This is a genomic window from Fictibacillus gelatini DSM 15865, assembly GCF_000430745.1.
Lineage (GTDB): Bacteria > Bacillota > Bacilli > Bacillales > Fictibacillaceae > Fictibacillus_A > Fictibacillus_A gelatini.
This window is the reverse complement of sequence record NZ_AUMP01000001.1, coordinates 127,477-142,728: the sequence shown is the minus strand read 5'-3', so window position 1 is coordinate 142,728 and position 15,252 is coordinate 127,477. Positions and strand designations below refer to the sequence as shown.

Annotated in this window: 13 protein-coding genes; 12 read left to right on the top strand and 1 reads right to left on the bottom strand. The window is 42.0% G+C overall.

The annotated features are described in order from the left end of the window. From H538_RS0100730 to rnc, 8 genes are all read left to right on the top strand, one after another. Nucleotides 1-1,674, top strand: coding sequence for a DAK2 domain-containing protein (locus H538_RS0100730; protein WP_026675910.1), 1,674 nt, complete (start codon nt 1-3; stop codon nt 1,672-1,674). 142 nt (nt 1,675-1,816) lie between these two features. Further along, nucleotides 1,817-3,859 (top strand): ATP-dependent DNA helicase RecG, encoded by a 2,043-nt coding sequence (recG, locus tag H538_RS0100725; protein WP_026675909.1) that lies wholly within the window; start codon nt 1,817-1,819, stop codon nt 3,857-3,859. A gap of 95 nt (nt 3,860-3,954) precedes the next feature. Continuing rightward, a complete protein-coding gene (gene fapR, locus H538_RS0100720) occupies nt 3,955-4,530 on the top strand; it encodes a transcription factor FapR (protein WP_026675908.1) in 576 nt (191 codons plus the stop codon). Beyond that, nucleotides 4,531-5,541, top strand: coding sequence for a phosphate acyltransferase PlsX (gene plsX / locus H538_RS0100715; RefSeq protein ID WP_026675907.1), 1,011 nt, complete (start codon nt 4,531-4,533; stop codon nt 5,539-5,541). Beyond that, complete coding sequence (fabD, locus tag H538_RS0100710) at nt 5,541-6,479, top strand: ACP S-malonyltransferase (protein WP_026675906.1); 939 nt, start codon at nt 5,541-5,543, stop codon at nt 6,477-6,479. Before plsX ends, fabD begins: the two co-directional genes overlap by 1 nt. A 4-nt stretch (nt 6,480-6,483) precedes the next feature. Then, nucleotides 6,484-7,224 (top strand): 3-oxoacyl-[acyl-carrier-protein] reductase, encoded by a 741-nt coding sequence (gene fabG, locus H538_RS0100705; RefSeq protein ID WP_026675905.1) that lies wholly within the window; start codon nt 6,484-6,486, stop codon nt 7,222-7,224. Nucleotides 7,225-7,301: 77 nt separating this feature from the next. Further along, nucleotides 7,302-7,538: an acyl carrier protein gene (gene acpP / locus H538_RS0100700; protein WP_026675904.1), complete on the top strand. Its 237-nt coding sequence runs from the start codon at nt 7,302-7,304 to the stop codon at nt 7,536-7,538. 160 nt (nt 7,539-7,698) lie between these two features. Further along, nucleotides 7,699-8,406 (top strand): ribonuclease III, encoded by a 708-nt coding sequence (gene rnc, locus H538_RS0100695; RefSeq protein WP_035349844.1) that lies wholly within the window; start codon nt 7,699-7,701, stop codon nt 8,404-8,406. 39 nt (nt 8,407-8,445) lie between these two features. On the opposite strand, the gene H538_RS0100690 is transcribed toward rnc, so the two are convergent. Further along, nucleotides 8,446-8,670, bottom strand: coding sequence for a DUF1128 domain-containing protein (locus tag H538_RS0100690; RefSeq protein WP_026675902.1), 225 nt, complete (start codon nt 8,668-8,670; stop codon nt 8,446-8,448). 173 nt (nt 8,671-8,843) lie between these two features. Between H538_RS0100690 and smc the strand changes: the two genes are divergently transcribed. From smc to ffh, 4 genes are all read left to right on the top strand, one after another. Continuing rightward, nucleotides 8,844-12,416 carry a chromosome segregation protein SMC gene (smc, locus tag H538_RS0100685; RefSeq protein ID WP_026675901.1) on the top strand — a complete coding sequence of 1,191 codons (3,573 nt, stop codon included), beginning with the start codon at nt 8,844-8,846 and terminating at the stop codon, nt 12,414-12,416. 16 nt (nt 12,417-12,432) lie between these two features. Continuing rightward, a complete protein-coding gene (gene ftsY / locus H538_RS0100680) occupies nt 12,433-13,416 on the top strand; it encodes a signal recognition particle-docking protein FtsY (RefSeq protein WP_026675900.1) in 984 nt (327 codons plus the stop codon). Nucleotides 13,417-13,520: 104 nt separating this feature from the next. Further along, nucleotides 13,521-13,844 (top strand): putative DNA-binding protein, encoded by a 324-nt coding sequence (locus H538_RS0100675; RefSeq protein ID WP_026675899.1) that lies wholly within the window; start codon nt 13,521-13,523, stop codon nt 13,842-13,844. Between the two features lie 56 nt (nt 13,845-13,900). Continuing rightward, nucleotides 13,901-15,241: a signal recognition particle protein gene (ffh, locus tag H538_RS0100670; RefSeq protein ID WP_026675898.1), complete on the top strand. Its 1,341-nt coding sequence runs from the start codon at nt 13,901-13,903 to the stop codon at nt 15,239-15,241. The last annotated feature ends 11 nt before the right edge of the window (nt 15,242-15,252 follow it).

Here is a 15,252-nt window from a genome sequence, read left to right as displayed (position 1 = left end):
GTGTCTTTAAAGGTTTTAGACGGAAAAAAGTTTAGCGTTATGGTTCAACAGGGAGCAGCAAATTTAGCGAAAAATCGGGCGATGATTGACGCGCTTAACGTCTTTCCGGTTCCAGACGGTGATACCGGCACGAATATGAGTTTGACGATTGTGGCTGGAAGTAAGGAAGTTGAAAACAATCCATCGTCTGAGATCGGTATTATCGCAAACGCTTTCTCCCGCGGGCTATTAATGGGGGCGCGTGGAAATTCTGGAGTCATTTTATCCCAGCTATTTCGTGGTTTTGCAAAAGCGGTTGAAGGCAAAAAAACTCTTCTCTCGGTCGAATTTGCAAGAGCGTTTGAAAACGGAGTAGAGACGGCTTATAAAGCGGTAATGAAGCCTATTGAAGGGACCATTCTTACGGTTGCGAAAGATGCTGCGAGACATGCCGTAAAAATGGCTAAAAAAACGGACGACATTCATCTCGTTATGTCTGAAATTGTTCAAGAAGCCAAAAGATCGTTAAATCGGACACCCGACTTGCTGCCTGTTTTAAAGGAAGTCGGAGTTGTTGATTCAGGGGGCCAGGGCCTTGTAGCTGTTTATGAAGGATTTCTAAACGCACTGGAAGGTAAAGAACCGGCTGTTTCAGATAGCGCTCCATCGATGCAAGAAATGGTTAATAGCATGCATCATAAAGCACAGTTACATATGAAGACCGAAGATATTCAGTACGGCTATTGTACAGAGTTTATGGTAAAGCTCGATAAAAATAAAGCAAACAAATTATCGTTTAGCGAAGAACGTTTCCGGAATGAATTAAGCAGACACGGTGATTCTCTACTTGTCGTTAGCGATGATGAATTAGTAAAAGTGCATATTCATACTGAAAAACCGGGCGATATGCTAAACATTGGACAACGTTATGGTAGCCTTATTAACCTTAAAATTGAAAATATGAGAGAGCAGCATAGCGCAATCGTTGGCCAAGAATCGGCTGAACGTTCGAATGATCCGACATTCAAGCAAGAAAAGAAAGCGTATGGGATCGTTACAGTTGCGATGGGGAGCGGGATACGAGATTTGTTTCAATCACTCGGGGCAAGTAGCGTATTAGAAGGTGGACAAACGATGAATCCGAGCACGGAAGACATTGCACGTGCAATTAGCGGTACACATGCAAAAACCGTATTTGTCTTGCCGAATAATAGCAATATCATTATGGCTGCAGAACAAGCGGCGAGCGTAGTTGATGAGGAAGTTGTGATCATCCCGACGAAAACGATACCTCAGGGAATTGCGGCATTGCTCGCTTTCAATCCGTCAGATAATACTGCCGCCAATCAAAGCAAAATGGCAAATGCTATACATGAGGTTAAAACAGGGCAAGTCACGGTTGCCGTAAGGGACACTTCTATAGAAGGCGTCGAAATAAAAAAAGGCGATTATATGGGAATTCAAGACGGCAAAATCATTGCATCAAAAGAAGAAAAACATAAAGCGGCAATCGAATTAGTAAAGCAGATGATTGATGACGATTCGGAAATTGTATCCATTTTTGCAGGGGAAGATGCAACCGAAGAACAGACGGATCAGCTCGTATCGTTTATAGAAGAACAGTTCCCGGATTTGGAAGTGGAAGTCCATTCAGGAAAGCAGCCGATTTACGATTATATTATTTCAGTTGAATAAACAAACTATATTCTCTCTCTTGCTGATATGTTACAGTATGGGGGGGAATATTTTTAATTTATTCAGAGCAATAGAAAACCAGGTTTTTTCGCCATATCCAACTAGCGAATGCCGACGTTTCAGGGAGGTTTATACACCAACAGTGAGTATCGATCAATTGCCGGTAACAAGCATCCAGGGAATCGGAGAAAGCAAGGCGGAAGATTTGAAACTACTAGGAGTATCCACCGTCAAGGATTTGCTTGAATATTTACCATACCGCTATGAAGACCATCAGTTAAAAGATTTACGAGATGTTAAGCATGAAGAAAAGGCTACGTTAGAAGGGAAGGTTCATAGCGAGCCTTCTCTAGCCTTTTACTCAAGGAAAAAATCAAAATTAAGTGTTAAAGTGCTTGTTGGGCGATATTTGATTACCGTCGTATTTTTTAACCGTGCCTATTTGAAAAAACAATTATCCCCCGGAGCGACGATTACCGTAACGGGAAAATGGGATATACATCGGATGACGCTAACCGCAAGCGACGTTAAGTTCGGCGTCCAGCCACAGGACGAAAGCATCGATCCGGTTTATTCGGTTAAAGGAACGATTCATATGAAGAGCTTACGGAGAATGATCAAGCAAGGTTTCGTCCAGTTTGGCCGGGATATTGAAGAATTACTCCCGCCTGAACTTCTGGAGTCATACCGGCTTCTTCCAAGAAATAGGGCTTTATATTGGCTGCATTTTCCTAAAAATTATACGATCTTAAAACAGGCAAGAAGAAGAATGGTTTATGAGGAATTACTTTTGTTCCAATTAAAGATGCAAGCGTTTAGAAAAGTCAATCGAGAGCAATCAAAGGGAGAAGCAAAGCTTTTTTCTAAAGAAAATGTGGATGAATTTATTTCATCTCTCCCTTTTCCATTGACAAAGGCGCAAAAAAGGGTCACAGATGAAATATTGCGCGACCTCAAATCGAGCTATCGAATGAATCGGCTCCTTCAAGGTGATGTTGGTTCAGGAAAAACGGTAGTTGCTGCTATTTGTTTATTTGCTGCAGCAAACAGCCATTTTCAGGGGGCTTTAATGGTACCAACTGAAATATTGGCCGAACAGCATTACCAGTCGCTTGTCGATCTTTTGTCCAGGCATGATATTACCGTAGAATTGTTAACAAGCTCAATTAAAGGCAAAAGACGAGCCGAAATTTTAGATCAGCTTGCAGATGGCAAAATCGATATATTGGTTGGAACACATGCGTTAATCCAAGAGGAGGTCGAATTTAAGCGGCTCGGACTCGTCATTACAGATGAACAGCACCGTTTTGGCGTTGGCCAGCGGAGGATTTTAAGAGAAAAAGGCCTTGATCCTGACGTCTTGTTTATGACCGCCACGCCAATTCCAAGAACGCTTGCGATTTCTGTATTTGGCGATATGGATGTCTCAACGATTGATGAAATGCCTGCTGGAAGAAAAACGATTGAAACCTATTGGACGAAGCATACAAGCTTAGACCGGGTGCTCGCGTTTGTGGAAAAAGAGCTGAAAAAAGGAAGGCAGGCGTATGTGATCTGTCCTCTTATTGAAGAATCGGAAAAACTTGATGTGCAAAATGCAATTGATGTCCACTTTCAACTTAGCCAATATTTCACATCATACCAAATCGGGTTAATGCATGGCCGCCTTCATCCATCAGAAAAAGAAGAAGTAATGAAAAAGTTTGCTGAAAACCAATGTCAAATTCTTGTTTCAACCACCGTAGTGGAAGTCGGGGTAAATGTTCCCAATGCGACAGTTATGGTCATTTATGATGCCGAACGATTCGGCCTTTCGCAGCTTCATCAGCTTCGTGGAAGGGTAGGTCGTGGAAGAGACCAATCGTATTGCTTTTTAATTGCCGATCCAAAGTCCGATGAGGGGAAAGAAAGGATGAGGATCATGACTGAAACAAATGACGGCTTTGCCCTTTCGGAAAAAGATCTTGAGCTGCGCGGGCCGGGAGATTTTTTTGGCCATAAACAAAGCGGTCTTCCGGATTTTAAAATGGCGGACATCGTTCATGATTACAGAGTTCTTGAAGTAGCGAGACAAGATGCTGCAAAACTCATACATTCAGAGCGCTTTTGGATAGAGCCCGAATATAAGCCGTTAAGAGAGTATATGGAGAAAGAAGGAATATTAAATAGAGAGCGCCTTGATTAAAGAAGACATTCTTGAATAATAAGAACTGCTATTATATACTACTATTAGTACCTGCTCCTAAATGCTCTATAGTAGATTTTTCGGACGGTGTAATTATGAGACGAAGCAAAAAGGAAAGACAAGCATTATTAAAAACGACGATAAAGGACACTCCGTTTATTACAGACGAAGATTTGGCAGAAAAATTCGGGGTAAGTGTACAAACGATACGGCTGGACAGGCTTGAACTATCGATTCCTGAATTAAGAGAACGGATCAAACATGTTGCGCAAAAACAATTGGATGAAGTAAAGGCGCTCTCGATCGAAGAAGTGATCGGAGAAATTATCGATCTCCAATTGGATGAAACAGCCATATCGATTCTTGATATAAAACAAGAGCACGTGTTTTCCCGAAATAAGATTGCACGTGGCCATCACCTATTTGCTCAGGCCAATTCACTTGCCGTTGCCATTATTAATGATCAGTTAGCCTTAACTGCGAAAGCAAATATTCGTTTTATGAGACAAGTCATGGAAGGTGAACGGGTTGTTGCAAAAGCGAGAGTGCTGAAAATCGAAGAAGACAGGACAACCGTAGAAGTCACCAGTTATGTGGATCAAGAGCCAGTATTTTCCGGCGAATTTATCATGTTCCGCTCCACAAATGATGCAAAGGAAGGAAATACATAAATGAGAATTGCAATTGACGCCATGGGTGGAGATCACGCACCAGAGGTCATTATAAAAGGAGTAATGAAAGCTGTTCGCGAATTTTCCGATCTGAAATTTACGTTGATCGGGAGCGAACCTGATATTAAAAGGCATTTAACAAGCCCTCAAAATATTGACATTATCCATACGGATGAAAAAATCAATAGCGATGATGAACCGGTGCGTGCTGTTCGCCAAAAGAAAAATTCATCAATGATACTTAGCGCGAAAGAAGTGAAAGAACAACGTGCCGATGCCTGCATTTCGGCCGGAAATACGGGAGCGTTAATGGCTGCCGGCTTGTTTGTTGTAGGGAGAATAAAAGGAGTCGATCGCCCGGCTCTTTCTCCAACGTTGCCGACGATCGACGGCAGAGGATTTTTGCTGCTCGATGCCGGAGCGAATATGGATGCTAAGCCTGAACACCTGCTGCAGTATGCGATCATGGGTTCAACTTATGCAGAACAAGTTCGGGGAATCGAAAATCCGAAAGTTGGTTTGCTGAATGTCGGCACGGAAAATGAAAAGGGAAATGCATTATGCAAGGCTACTTTTCCACTTTTGAAAGAGGCCCCCATTTCTTTTATCGGTAATGTTGAAGCGAGAGATTTAACCAATGGTGTTTGTGATGTCGTTGTCTGTGACGGGTTTGCCGGAAACCTTACGTTGAAAGCAATGGAAGGCACAGCGATGATGGTCATGAATGTATTGAAAAGAGAATTGACATCGAATGCTTTAAGCAAATTTGCTGCGCTTCTTTTAAAGCCACGCTTTAAAGCGATCAAAGAAGTTATGGATTATTCCGAGTATGGCGGGGCACTTCTTTTCGGTCTGGCAGCCCCGGTTATTAAGGCGCATGGTTCGGCTGACGAAAATGCAATTTTTCATACGATCCGCCAAACAAAAGCAATGGTCGAGAAAAATGTCGTGCCGATCATTACGGAAAAAATGCAAGAATTGAAACTAAAAGAAAGCCAGGAGGAACAATAATGGGTAAAATTGCTTTTCTTTTTCCAGGACAGGGTTCGCAGACTGTCGGTATGGGATTAGACCTTTATGAATCTTTTAGTGAGGCGAAAAAGATTTTTGATGCGGCGGATGCAAGGTTAGGTTTTTCGCTATCGTCCATAATTTTTAATGGGCCTGATGAAACATTAAAATTAACTGAAAATACGCAGCCTGCCCTTTTAACAACAAGTATTGCTATTTTAGAAGTACTTAAACAATATGGGATTCAAGCGGATTTCACTGCCGGACATAGTCTTGGAGAATATTCGGCCCTTGTTGCGAGCGGCAGCCTTTCGTTCGAGGATGCGGTATATGCTGTTAGACAGCGTGGCCTTTTTATGGAAGAAGCTGTACCCGCAGGAGTTGGCACAATGGCAGCAGTTCTTGGCATGGATCAAGCAGCGCTTAAAGCGATCACCGATGACGTTTCGGGAAATGGAACGGTTGTTCAAATTGCCAACTTAAATTGTCCGGGTCAGATTGTCATCTCAGGAACAGCAGAAGGCGTACAAATTGCCTCCGGACGAGCAAAGGAAGAGGGGGCGAAAGTTATTCCGCTTCAAGTGAGTGGGCCTTTCCATTCTTCATTAATGAAGCCGGCTGCCGAAAAGATGCATAATGTGCTTAAAGAAATTGAAATTCGTGACGCGAATATCCCTGTTATCGCGAACGTGACAGCAAAATCAGTAACGGCAGCAAGTGAAATTGAAGAAAAACTCGTCGAGCAAATCTTTTCTCCGGTTCGCTGGGAAGAGACCGTTCAAGAATTGCTTGATTTAGGTGTTGATACATTTATTGAAATTGGTCCGGGCAAAGTATTGTCAGGACTTGTGAAAAAAGTGCACCGCCGCGCCATTACAATTCCGATTGGCGATCATGCGACACTTGAAGCGGCTGTTAAAAAGTTGAAGGGAGAATAAACATATGTTAAATGGAAAGACGGCACTTGTTACCGGAGCATCTCGCGGCATCGGCCGTTCCATCGCGCTCCACCTTGCGAAAGCAGGTGCGAAAATTGCGGTAAATTATTCGGGCAGTGAAGCAAAGGCAAATGAAGTGGTCGATGAAATTCGCGCGCATGGCGGGGAGGCTATTGCCATCCAGGCCGATGTTTCGAATAGCGAATCAGTGAATAGTATGATCAAACAAGTGATTGACGAATTCGGTTCACTCGATATTCTTGTAAATAACGCAGGAATTACCCGCGATAATTTGCTTATGCGGATGAAGGAAGAAGAATGGGACGCCGTAATCAATACAAACTTAAAAGGCGTATTCCTTTGTACGAAAGCAGTGTCCCGCCAAATGATGAAACAGCGAAGCGGCAGAATTATCAACATTGCTTCCATCGTCGGTGTGGCTGGCAATCCAGGACAGGCCAATTATGTGGCGGCCAAAGCCGGGGTCATTGGCCTGACGAAGACGGCTGCAAAAGAGCTGGCAAGCCGAAACATTACGGTGAATAGCATTGCCCCGGGGTTTATCGAAACCGATATGACACATGTTCTTGAAGAAACAGTTAAATCTGAAATGTTAAAGACGATTCCGCTTGCCCGTTTCGGCCAGCCGGACGATATCGCCGCGCTTGTCGTTTTTCTAGCATCAGACAACAGCGGTTATATTACAGGGCAAACGATCCATGTTGACGGTGGAATGGTAATGTAACTAGCAAGATGGCTAGAGCAATTTTTCCTAGTTTTTTTATGAAAAATAACATATACTATTGAAAGGAGGTGACAAGCATGGCAGACGTTTTAGAAAGAGTTTCAAAGATTGTCGTTGACCGTCTTGGTGTTGACGCTTCAGAAGTGAAGCCTGAAGCTTCTTTTAAAGAAGATCTTGGTGCGGATTCTTTAGATGTTGTGGAACTTGTTATGGAATTAGAAGACGAATTTGATATGGAAATTTCCGATGAGGATGCTGAAAAAATTACAACAGTTGGTGATGTTGTAAATTACATAAACAGCCACAACAAATAAGTTTAGATCAAAAAGTCCCGTAATTCGTTACGGGACTTTATTTCCTTAAGGCTTTTTACAGGCCGTTTTTATGCGGGAGGAAATTATGACCAATTCAAAAAAACAACCGTCAATTAAAAAACATACGAAAAACCGATATAAGCACCATATTCGCAAAACAATGGATGACCGGGCAAGAAAACAAAAGGTTGAACCTGTGCAAGAGCGCATCAATATTACATTTAATAATGTGAACTTGCTCGTTCAGGCATTTACCCATTCATCATATGTGAATGAGCATCGGGGACGTCCTCACGAAGACAATGAGCGCCTTGAATTTTTGGGAGATGCTGTTTTGGAATTAACGATTTCCCAATACCTTTATACGAAATTCCCAACAATGAGCGAAGGGGAATTAACGAAGCTTCGCGCGGCGATTGTTTGTGAACCGTCACTTGTTAAGTTCGCAAACGATCTTCATTTTGGCGAGTATGTTCTGTTAGGCAAGGGAGAAGAACATACTGGCGGGAGAACAAGGCCGGCGCTGCTTGCTGATGTTTTTGAAGCGTTTATCGGTGCTTTGTATTTGGACCAGGGAATTGATAAAGTCATCGAATTTTTGGATCAACATGTTGTTCCTAAAATAAACGAAGGTGCTTTTTCTCATGTGATGGATTTTAAAAGTCAACTGCAAGAATATGTTCAACGTGAAGGCATAGGAACGATCGATTATAAAATCGTTCAAGAGAAAGGTCCCGCGCATAATCGGGAATTTGTTTCAGAGGTGCGTCTTAACAATGAAACGTTTGGCATTGGTTTTGGACGTTCGAAGAAAGAAGCGGAACAGCATGCGGCTCAAGAAGCCATTCAAAAAATCAATCAACAATAAAAACACCCGCAATGGGTGTTTTCATTATCTTCAAGAATCTTATTTTGCTTTTAGTGAGCCAAGCTCCTCAACGATTCCTTCTAAATCTCTTACAGTAAAGCCTGGCATTTTCATGACGACATCGTATAATTCTTTAATTTCATCATATTGTTCTAATTTGTAATCTACTGCCTGTATAATACCGGAGTTAACAAGCTGAAGCTTCTTTTTCATTTGTTCAATCATAAATTCCATATTTTCTAAACTTCTAGTGGATAAATCCAAAAAGTAACACCCTTTCTCGCCACATTTGTTCTTACAATTATACCTTCAAACGTCTTGTAAATCTATGATAAAATAAACAAGTTAACATACATAAGAAAAAAAGTGCGGCAAATAAAGGTATAAGACAAGAAAATGTTTTCGTTTAATGCCGCAAGTCAAAGGGGGATAATTGAATGTTCCTCAAACGTTTGGATGTTGTAGGATTTAAATCGTTTGCAGAGCGAATCAATATAGAGTTTGTTCCCGGTGTGACAGCTGTTGTCGGACCGAATGGAAGCGGAAAAAGCAATATATCGGATGCCGTCAGATGGGTCCTTGGCGAACAATCTGCTAAATCGCTTCGTGGCTCTAAGATGGAGGACATTATATTTGCGGGAAGCGATCATCGAAAGCCGTTAAATGTAGCTGAGGTAACATTAACGTTAGATAACGAGGATCAGCATCTGCCGATTGATTATAATGAAGTAAGTGTAACAAGGCGGGTTTACCGGTCGGGGGAAAGTGAATATTTAATTAATAAACAGCAATGCCGTCTAAAAGACATCGTTGAACTGTTCATGGATTCAGGTCTCGGCAAGGAAGCGTATTCCATTATCGGCCAGGGAAAGATAGAGGAAATTTTAAGTAGTAGAGCGGAGGACCGGAGGAAAATTTTCGAGGAAGCAGCCGGTGTTTTAAAATATAAAATACGAAAGCAAAAAGCCGAACAAAAGCTTGAAGAGACACAGGATAATTTAAATCGGGTTGAAGATATCCTGCATGAATTGGAAGGGCAAGTTGAACCATTGAAAATCCAGGCTTCGATCGCAAAAGACTACCTTGAAAAAAAAGAAGAGCTAAAACAAATCGAAGTAGCGCTAATTGTGCACGAAATAGAGGAACTGCACGAACGGTGGGAAAAACAATCGATCCGGCTTGATGAGTTAAAAGACAAGGAAAACCATTTGGCCACAGAAGTGAAAAACGAGGAAACCTTTCTTGAACAAATACGTACCGAAATTCAAACGTTGGATGCCTCCATCGACCAGTTGCAGCAATCATTGCTATCGGTCAGTGAAGAACTTGAAAAATTTGAAGGAAAGCGCGAAGTTTTAAAAGAACGAAAGAAAAACTATTTTCAAAACAAAGAAACGTTAAAGCAGCAAATCAACGGATTGAAAAAAAAGAAGGAAGAATTAACATCTGTTTTAAATACGGAATCCGCACAATTAAAGAAGAAAACAGGGCTACTCAAGTCGTTAAAGGATAAGCTCAAAAAAGAAGAAGAACGTCTTGCGCTTATTGAAATGGATTTAGAAACGGAACTAGAACGTCTTAAAGGCGAATATATCGAACGGTTAAACGAGCAGGCTGCAATAAAAAATGAAATCAGGTATTTAACGGACCAGCAAAATCAACAACAGATGAAGAGTTCACGGCTGGATCGCGAGCATGAAGAATACCTTCAAGAAAGAAAAATGGTCGATCAGCAAAAACGTGAATTGCTTGGGAAAATCAAAGAGGCTGAAATAGAAATTGAAAAACGGATTACAGCGTACAACAATGTCAAAAAAGAGCTTGGAGAAAAAGAGCGCGAGTATGAAAGAAAACAAAGCGACCTTTACCAGGCATATAAATTTATTCAGCAATTTCAATCAAAAAAAGAAATGCTTGAATCGATGCAAGATGAATACGCCGGGTTCTTTCAAGGAGTAAAAGAGGTTTTAAAAGCAAAAAGTACATCTCTTTCCGGGATAGAAGGAGCTGTAGCGGAGCTTATCACAGTCCCGGCTCATCTGGAGGCCGCTATTGAAACGGCATTAGGCGGCGCCATGCAGCATATTGTTGTTGAATCAGAAAAGGATGCCATGAGCGCGATCGCTTTTTTGAAAAAAAAGCGGGTTGGACGAGCTACATTTTTGCCGTTATCTGTTATGAAGAAAAAAGATTTTCCCGAACATCAGCTTAAGAATTTATCCACTCACCGCGAGTTTATCGGCATTGCTTCAAATCTTATTTCTTATAGCGATCGTTATGCTTCAGTGGTTTCCAATTTGCTCGGGAATATTATCATTGCCCAATCTATAGAAGGAGCAAATGAATTGGCAAAAATGACAAATTACCGTTATCGGATCGTGACGATAGAAGGTGATGTGGTCGCCCCGGGCGGATCGATGACCGGTGGAAGCGTCAAGCAAAAAAGCTATTCTCTCCTCGGCAGGCAACGGGAGCTTGAGTCGATTACAGAAAAATTGACAGCTATGGAAGGCCAAACACGAAAATTGGAAGAAAGTGTAAAAACATTAAAAGAGGAAATCAACAACTTAAAAGAAAAGCTCGAACAATTAAGAGAAGAAGGAAGTAACAGCCGTCTTTACCAGCAATCGCTCCAAAGCAACCTGAGAGAAATTGAAATAGAAGAAAAAAATGTGAACGAACGTTTAAGACTGTATGACAGGGAAAAAAATTCGTTCCATTCAGAGCAAACAACCATCCAGGAGCGGATAAAGGAACTGGAAGGCAAACTAGTACAGATAACGGGCAATATCAATGAGCTTGAGAGGAATATTGAACATCTTGGCGAAAAGAAAAAAATTCAGGCAACGTCCAAAGAGGAAATTCACCAAGCGACAGTTTCTTTTAAAATTAAGATTGCTGAAGTTGAACAGCAAGTATCCAACCAGAAGGATAATCTTGAACGTCTCAACCAGGAATTAAAAGAAATTGATCAGGAATTAAAAGAAAGTGAAGAAGATTATTGGCTGTTGGAAGAGGAAATGGATAGCAGTTCTTCCGGTGAGGAATCGCTTGATTCGCAAATTAAGGAAAAGCGAAAGGAAAAACAGAGGGCGCTTGAACTTATAACTTCGAAAAGACAAGAGCGGAAGTCTTTATATGAAAAGGTCGAAGAGAAGGAGTGCAGGTTGAAAGAATCAAAACGGCTCTTAAAGCAACTCAGTGATGGGCTTCGCGAGGAGGAAGTAACGATCAATCGCCTTGATGTCGAACTCGAAAATCGACTTGCCCGCTTAAGAGAGGAATATGAACTGTCATTTGAAGGGGCGAAAGAAAAGTTTACTTTATCGGTCGAAGCTAATGAAGCACGCAAAAAGGTAAAATTAATTAAGCTTTCGATTGATGAATTAGGAACTGTAAACCTCGGGGCAATTGAAGAATATGAACGGGTCGCAGAACGTTATGAGTTTTTAAAAGGGCAAAGGGACGATCTAACCGAAGCGAAAGAAACGCTCTATCATGTCATTCACGAAATGGACGAAGAGATGAAGAAACGGTTTGAAGAAACATTTACCAATATACGCTCGCATTTCAGCAGCATCTTTAAAGAATTATTTGGCGGCGGGCGAGCGGATCTTTCACTTTCAGACCCTGATCATTTACTAACAACGGGTGTCGACATTTTCGCTCAGCCACCGGGGAAAAAATTGCAGCACCTTGCCTTATTGTCAGGGGGCGAACGGGCGCTGACGGCAATCAGTTTATTGTTTGCGATTTTAAAAGTAAGGCCTGTCCCATTTTGCATATTAGATGAAGTAGAAGCGGCTCTTGATGATGCCAATGTAAGCCGATATGCAGCCTATTTGCGTGAGTTCAGCAAAGAAACGCAGTTTATCGTTGTCACACATCGAAAAGGAACAATGGAAGAAGCTGATGTGTTGTATGGAGTAACAATGCAGGAATCTGGAGTATCAAAGCTTGTCTCGGTAAGATTGGAAGAGACGAAAGAATTGGTAGGCAATATGAACTAGAAATGAGGAGACGTTAATGAGTTTTTTAAAAAAATTAAAAGAAAAATTTACGACACAATCTGATTCTGTAACCGAAAAATTTAAAAGCGGTCTTTCCAAAACGAGAAATTCGTTCGCTTCTAAAGTGAATGATTTAATGAAACGCTATCGTAAGGTTGACGAAGAATTTTTTGAAGAGCTTGAAGAAATTTTAATTAGCTCTGACGTCGGTGTTCATACCGTTATGGATTTAATCGATGAGTTAAAAGATGTCGCAAGGAGCCGTAATATTCAAGATACGAATGAATTAAAATCGGCGATTTCTGAAAAACTTGCGGAAATGCTTCATAAAGATGATCAAGATGGTCATTTAAATATGCAGGAATCCGGAATGACGGTTATATTATTTGTCGGTGTTAATGGAGTCGGCAAAACGACGTCTATCGGGAAATTGGCATACCGATTTAAAAACGAAGGGAAAAAAGTGCTTCTTGCCGCGGGAGACACGTTTCGTGCAGGCGCCATTGAACAATTAGAAGTATGGGGAGAACGCGCGGGCGTGGATGTGATCAAACACCAGCAAGGTTCCGATCCGGCAGCCGTTATTTATGACAGCGTAAAGGCAGCAAAGTCGAGAAATGTCGATGTGCTTCTTTGTGATACGGCAGGAAGGCTGCAAAATAAAGTGAATTTAATGAAAGAATTGGAAAAAATAAAAAGGGTGATCGAACGCGAGGTTCCGGGCGCGCCTCATGAAGTATTGCTCGTCGTAGATGCGACGACAGGACAAAACGCAATGAGCCAGGCGAAAATTTTCGGCGAGTCAACGGACGTTTCAGGTCTTATTTTAACGAAACTTGACGGGACGGCAAAAGGCGGAATTGTTCTTGCCATTCGCCACGAACTTGATATTCCTGTTAAATTTGTCGGTCTCGGCGAAAAAATCGACGATCTCGAACCGTTTGACCCCGATAAATTTGTTTACGGTTTATTTGCAGGCCTTGAGGAAGAAGCGGAGTAATCCTCCGCTTTTTTTCTGTTAAGAAAATAGACTTGACATAAAAACCTAAAGTCGTGTACTATAAATTAACGTAAAGGCATTTCACTTAACAAGGGGTGCGGCAAATGCTTGATAAAACAATGCGGATGAATTATTTATTCGACTTCTACCAATCATTGTTAACGGAAAAGCAAAAGAATTACATGGCATTGTATTATTTGGATGACTATTCCCTTGGAGAAATCGCTGAACAATTTAATATTAGCCGCCAGGCCGTCTATGATAACATTAAACGTACCGAGGCGATGCTTGAAGAATATGAAGAAAAACTCGGGCTTTTTGCAAGATTTCAGGAACGCGATCAGTTGCTTTCCCGATTAAAGCAATTGCTTGAAGGCCAGCCTGATGCGGTTCTGGAAATCGTTGATCGCCTTGAAAAAATCGAATAGGAACAAATGGTTAAAGGGCCTTAGCCTATAAGCATTTTGAGGAGGCGACACATACAATGGCATTTGAAGGATTAGCCGACCGATTGCAAAATACCTTAAAGAAAATCCGCGGAAAAGGAAAAGTATCAGAAGCGGATGTAAAAGAAATGATGCGTGAAGTTCGCCTTGCCCTTCTTGAAGCGGACGTGAACTTCAAAGTCGTCAAGGATTTTATTAAACGAGTGACAGAACGGGCTGTCGGACAAGAAGTGCTTTCCAGCCTTACGCCTGGACAGCAAGTCGTTAAAGTGGTTCATGATGAACTCACTTCATTAATGGGCGGGGAGCAAAGTAAAATTGCCGTCAGCAATCGTCCGCCTACCATTATTATGATGGTTGGGCTTCAAGGGGCTGGTAAAACGACGATGTCAGGAAAACTGGCAAACCACTTGAGAAAAAGACATAATCGAAAGCCTCTGCTCGTTGCGGCTGACATTTACCGTCCCGCTGCGATCAACCAATTGGAGACGCTTGGCAAGCAATTAGACATACCGGTATTTTCATTAGGCGACAAAGTGAGCCCGGTAGAAATTGCCCGCCAGGCGATAATGAAGGCGAAAGAAGACCATAACGATTATGTCATTATCGACACAGCCGGCCGCCTGCACATCGATGAAGAATTGATGGATGAGTTAAGTCAGGTAAAAGAAATGGCAAATCCGCATGAAATTTTCCTCGTCGTTGATGCAATGACAGGTCAAGACGCCGTAAATGTCGCCCAGAGCTTTAACGAACAGCTTGCACTCACTGGCGCCATTTTAACAAAGCTTGATGGAGATACACGCGGGGGTGCCGCGCTATCAATAAAAGCGGTCACCGGACTGCCGATTAAATTTGTCGGCATGGGGGAAAAGATGGATGCTCTTGAACCTTTCCATCCGGATCGCATGGCAAGCCGAATTCTCGGAATGGGAGATGTGCTGACCCTTATTGAAAAAGCGCAAACTTCGGTCGATGAAGAGAAGGCGAAAGAGCTTGAGAAGAAAATGCGCGATATGTCATTTACGTTTGATGACTTTTTGGAGCAAATGGGCCAGGTGAAAAAGCTCGGGCCGCTTGATGAACTTCTGGGGATGCTTCCCGGGGCGGCTAAAATGAAAGGCTTGAAGAACATTCAAATCGATGAAAAGCAGCTCAGCCATGTCGAAGCGATTATTCAATCAATGACGAAGCATGAACGAGAGCAGCCGGAAATCATTAATGCAAGCCGTAGAAAACGAATTGCAAAAGGAAGTGGCCGGACCGTTCAAGAGGTGAACCGTTTGATCAAGCAATTCGAAGATATGAAGAAAATGATGAAACAAATGGCTGGCATGACTAAAGGAAAGAAAAAAGGCTTTAAGCTTCCATTTATGTAATTAGAAGTATT

What these genes read in the sequence shown, in the direction of transcription:
- fapR (WP_026675908.1), top strand. Translation starts at nt 3,955, where the DNA reads ATGAGACGAAGCAAAAAGGAAAGACAAGCATTATTAAAAACGACGATA.
- plsX (WP_026675907.1), top strand. Translation starts at nt 4,531, where the DNA reads ATGAGAATTGCAATTGACGCCATGGGTGGAGATCACGCACCAGAGGTC.
- fabD (WP_026675906.1), top strand. Translation starts at nt 5,541, where the DNA reads ATGGGTAAAATTGCTTTTCTTTTTCCAGGACAGGGTTCGCAGACTGTC.
- fabG (WP_026675905.1), top strand. Translation starts at nt 6,484, where the DNA reads ATGTTAAATGGAAAGACGGCACTTGTTACCGGAGCATCTCGCGGCATC.
- acpP (WP_026675904.1), top strand. Translation starts at nt 7,302, where the DNA reads ATGGCAGACGTTTTAGAAAGAGTTTCAAAGATTGTCGTTGACCGTCTT.
- rnc (WP_035349844.1), top strand. Translation starts at nt 7,699, where the DNA reads ATGGATGACCGGGCAAGAAAACAAAAGGTTGAACCTGTGCAAGAGCGC.
- smc (WP_026675901.1), top strand. Translation starts at nt 8,844, where the DNA reads ATGTTCCTCAAACGTTTGGATGTTGTAGGATTTAAATCGTTTGCAGAG.
- ftsY (WP_026675900.1), top strand. Translation starts at nt 12,433, where the DNA reads ATGAGTTTTTTAAAAAAATTAAAAGAAAAATTTACGACACAATCTGAT.
- H538_RS0100675 (WP_026675899.1), top strand. Translation starts at nt 13,521, where the DNA reads ATGCTTGATAAAACAATGCGGATGAATTATTTATTCGACTTCTACCAA.
- ffh (WP_026675898.1), top strand. Translation starts at nt 13,901, where the DNA reads ATGGCATTTGAAGGATTAGCCGACCGATTGCAAAATACCTTAAAGAAA.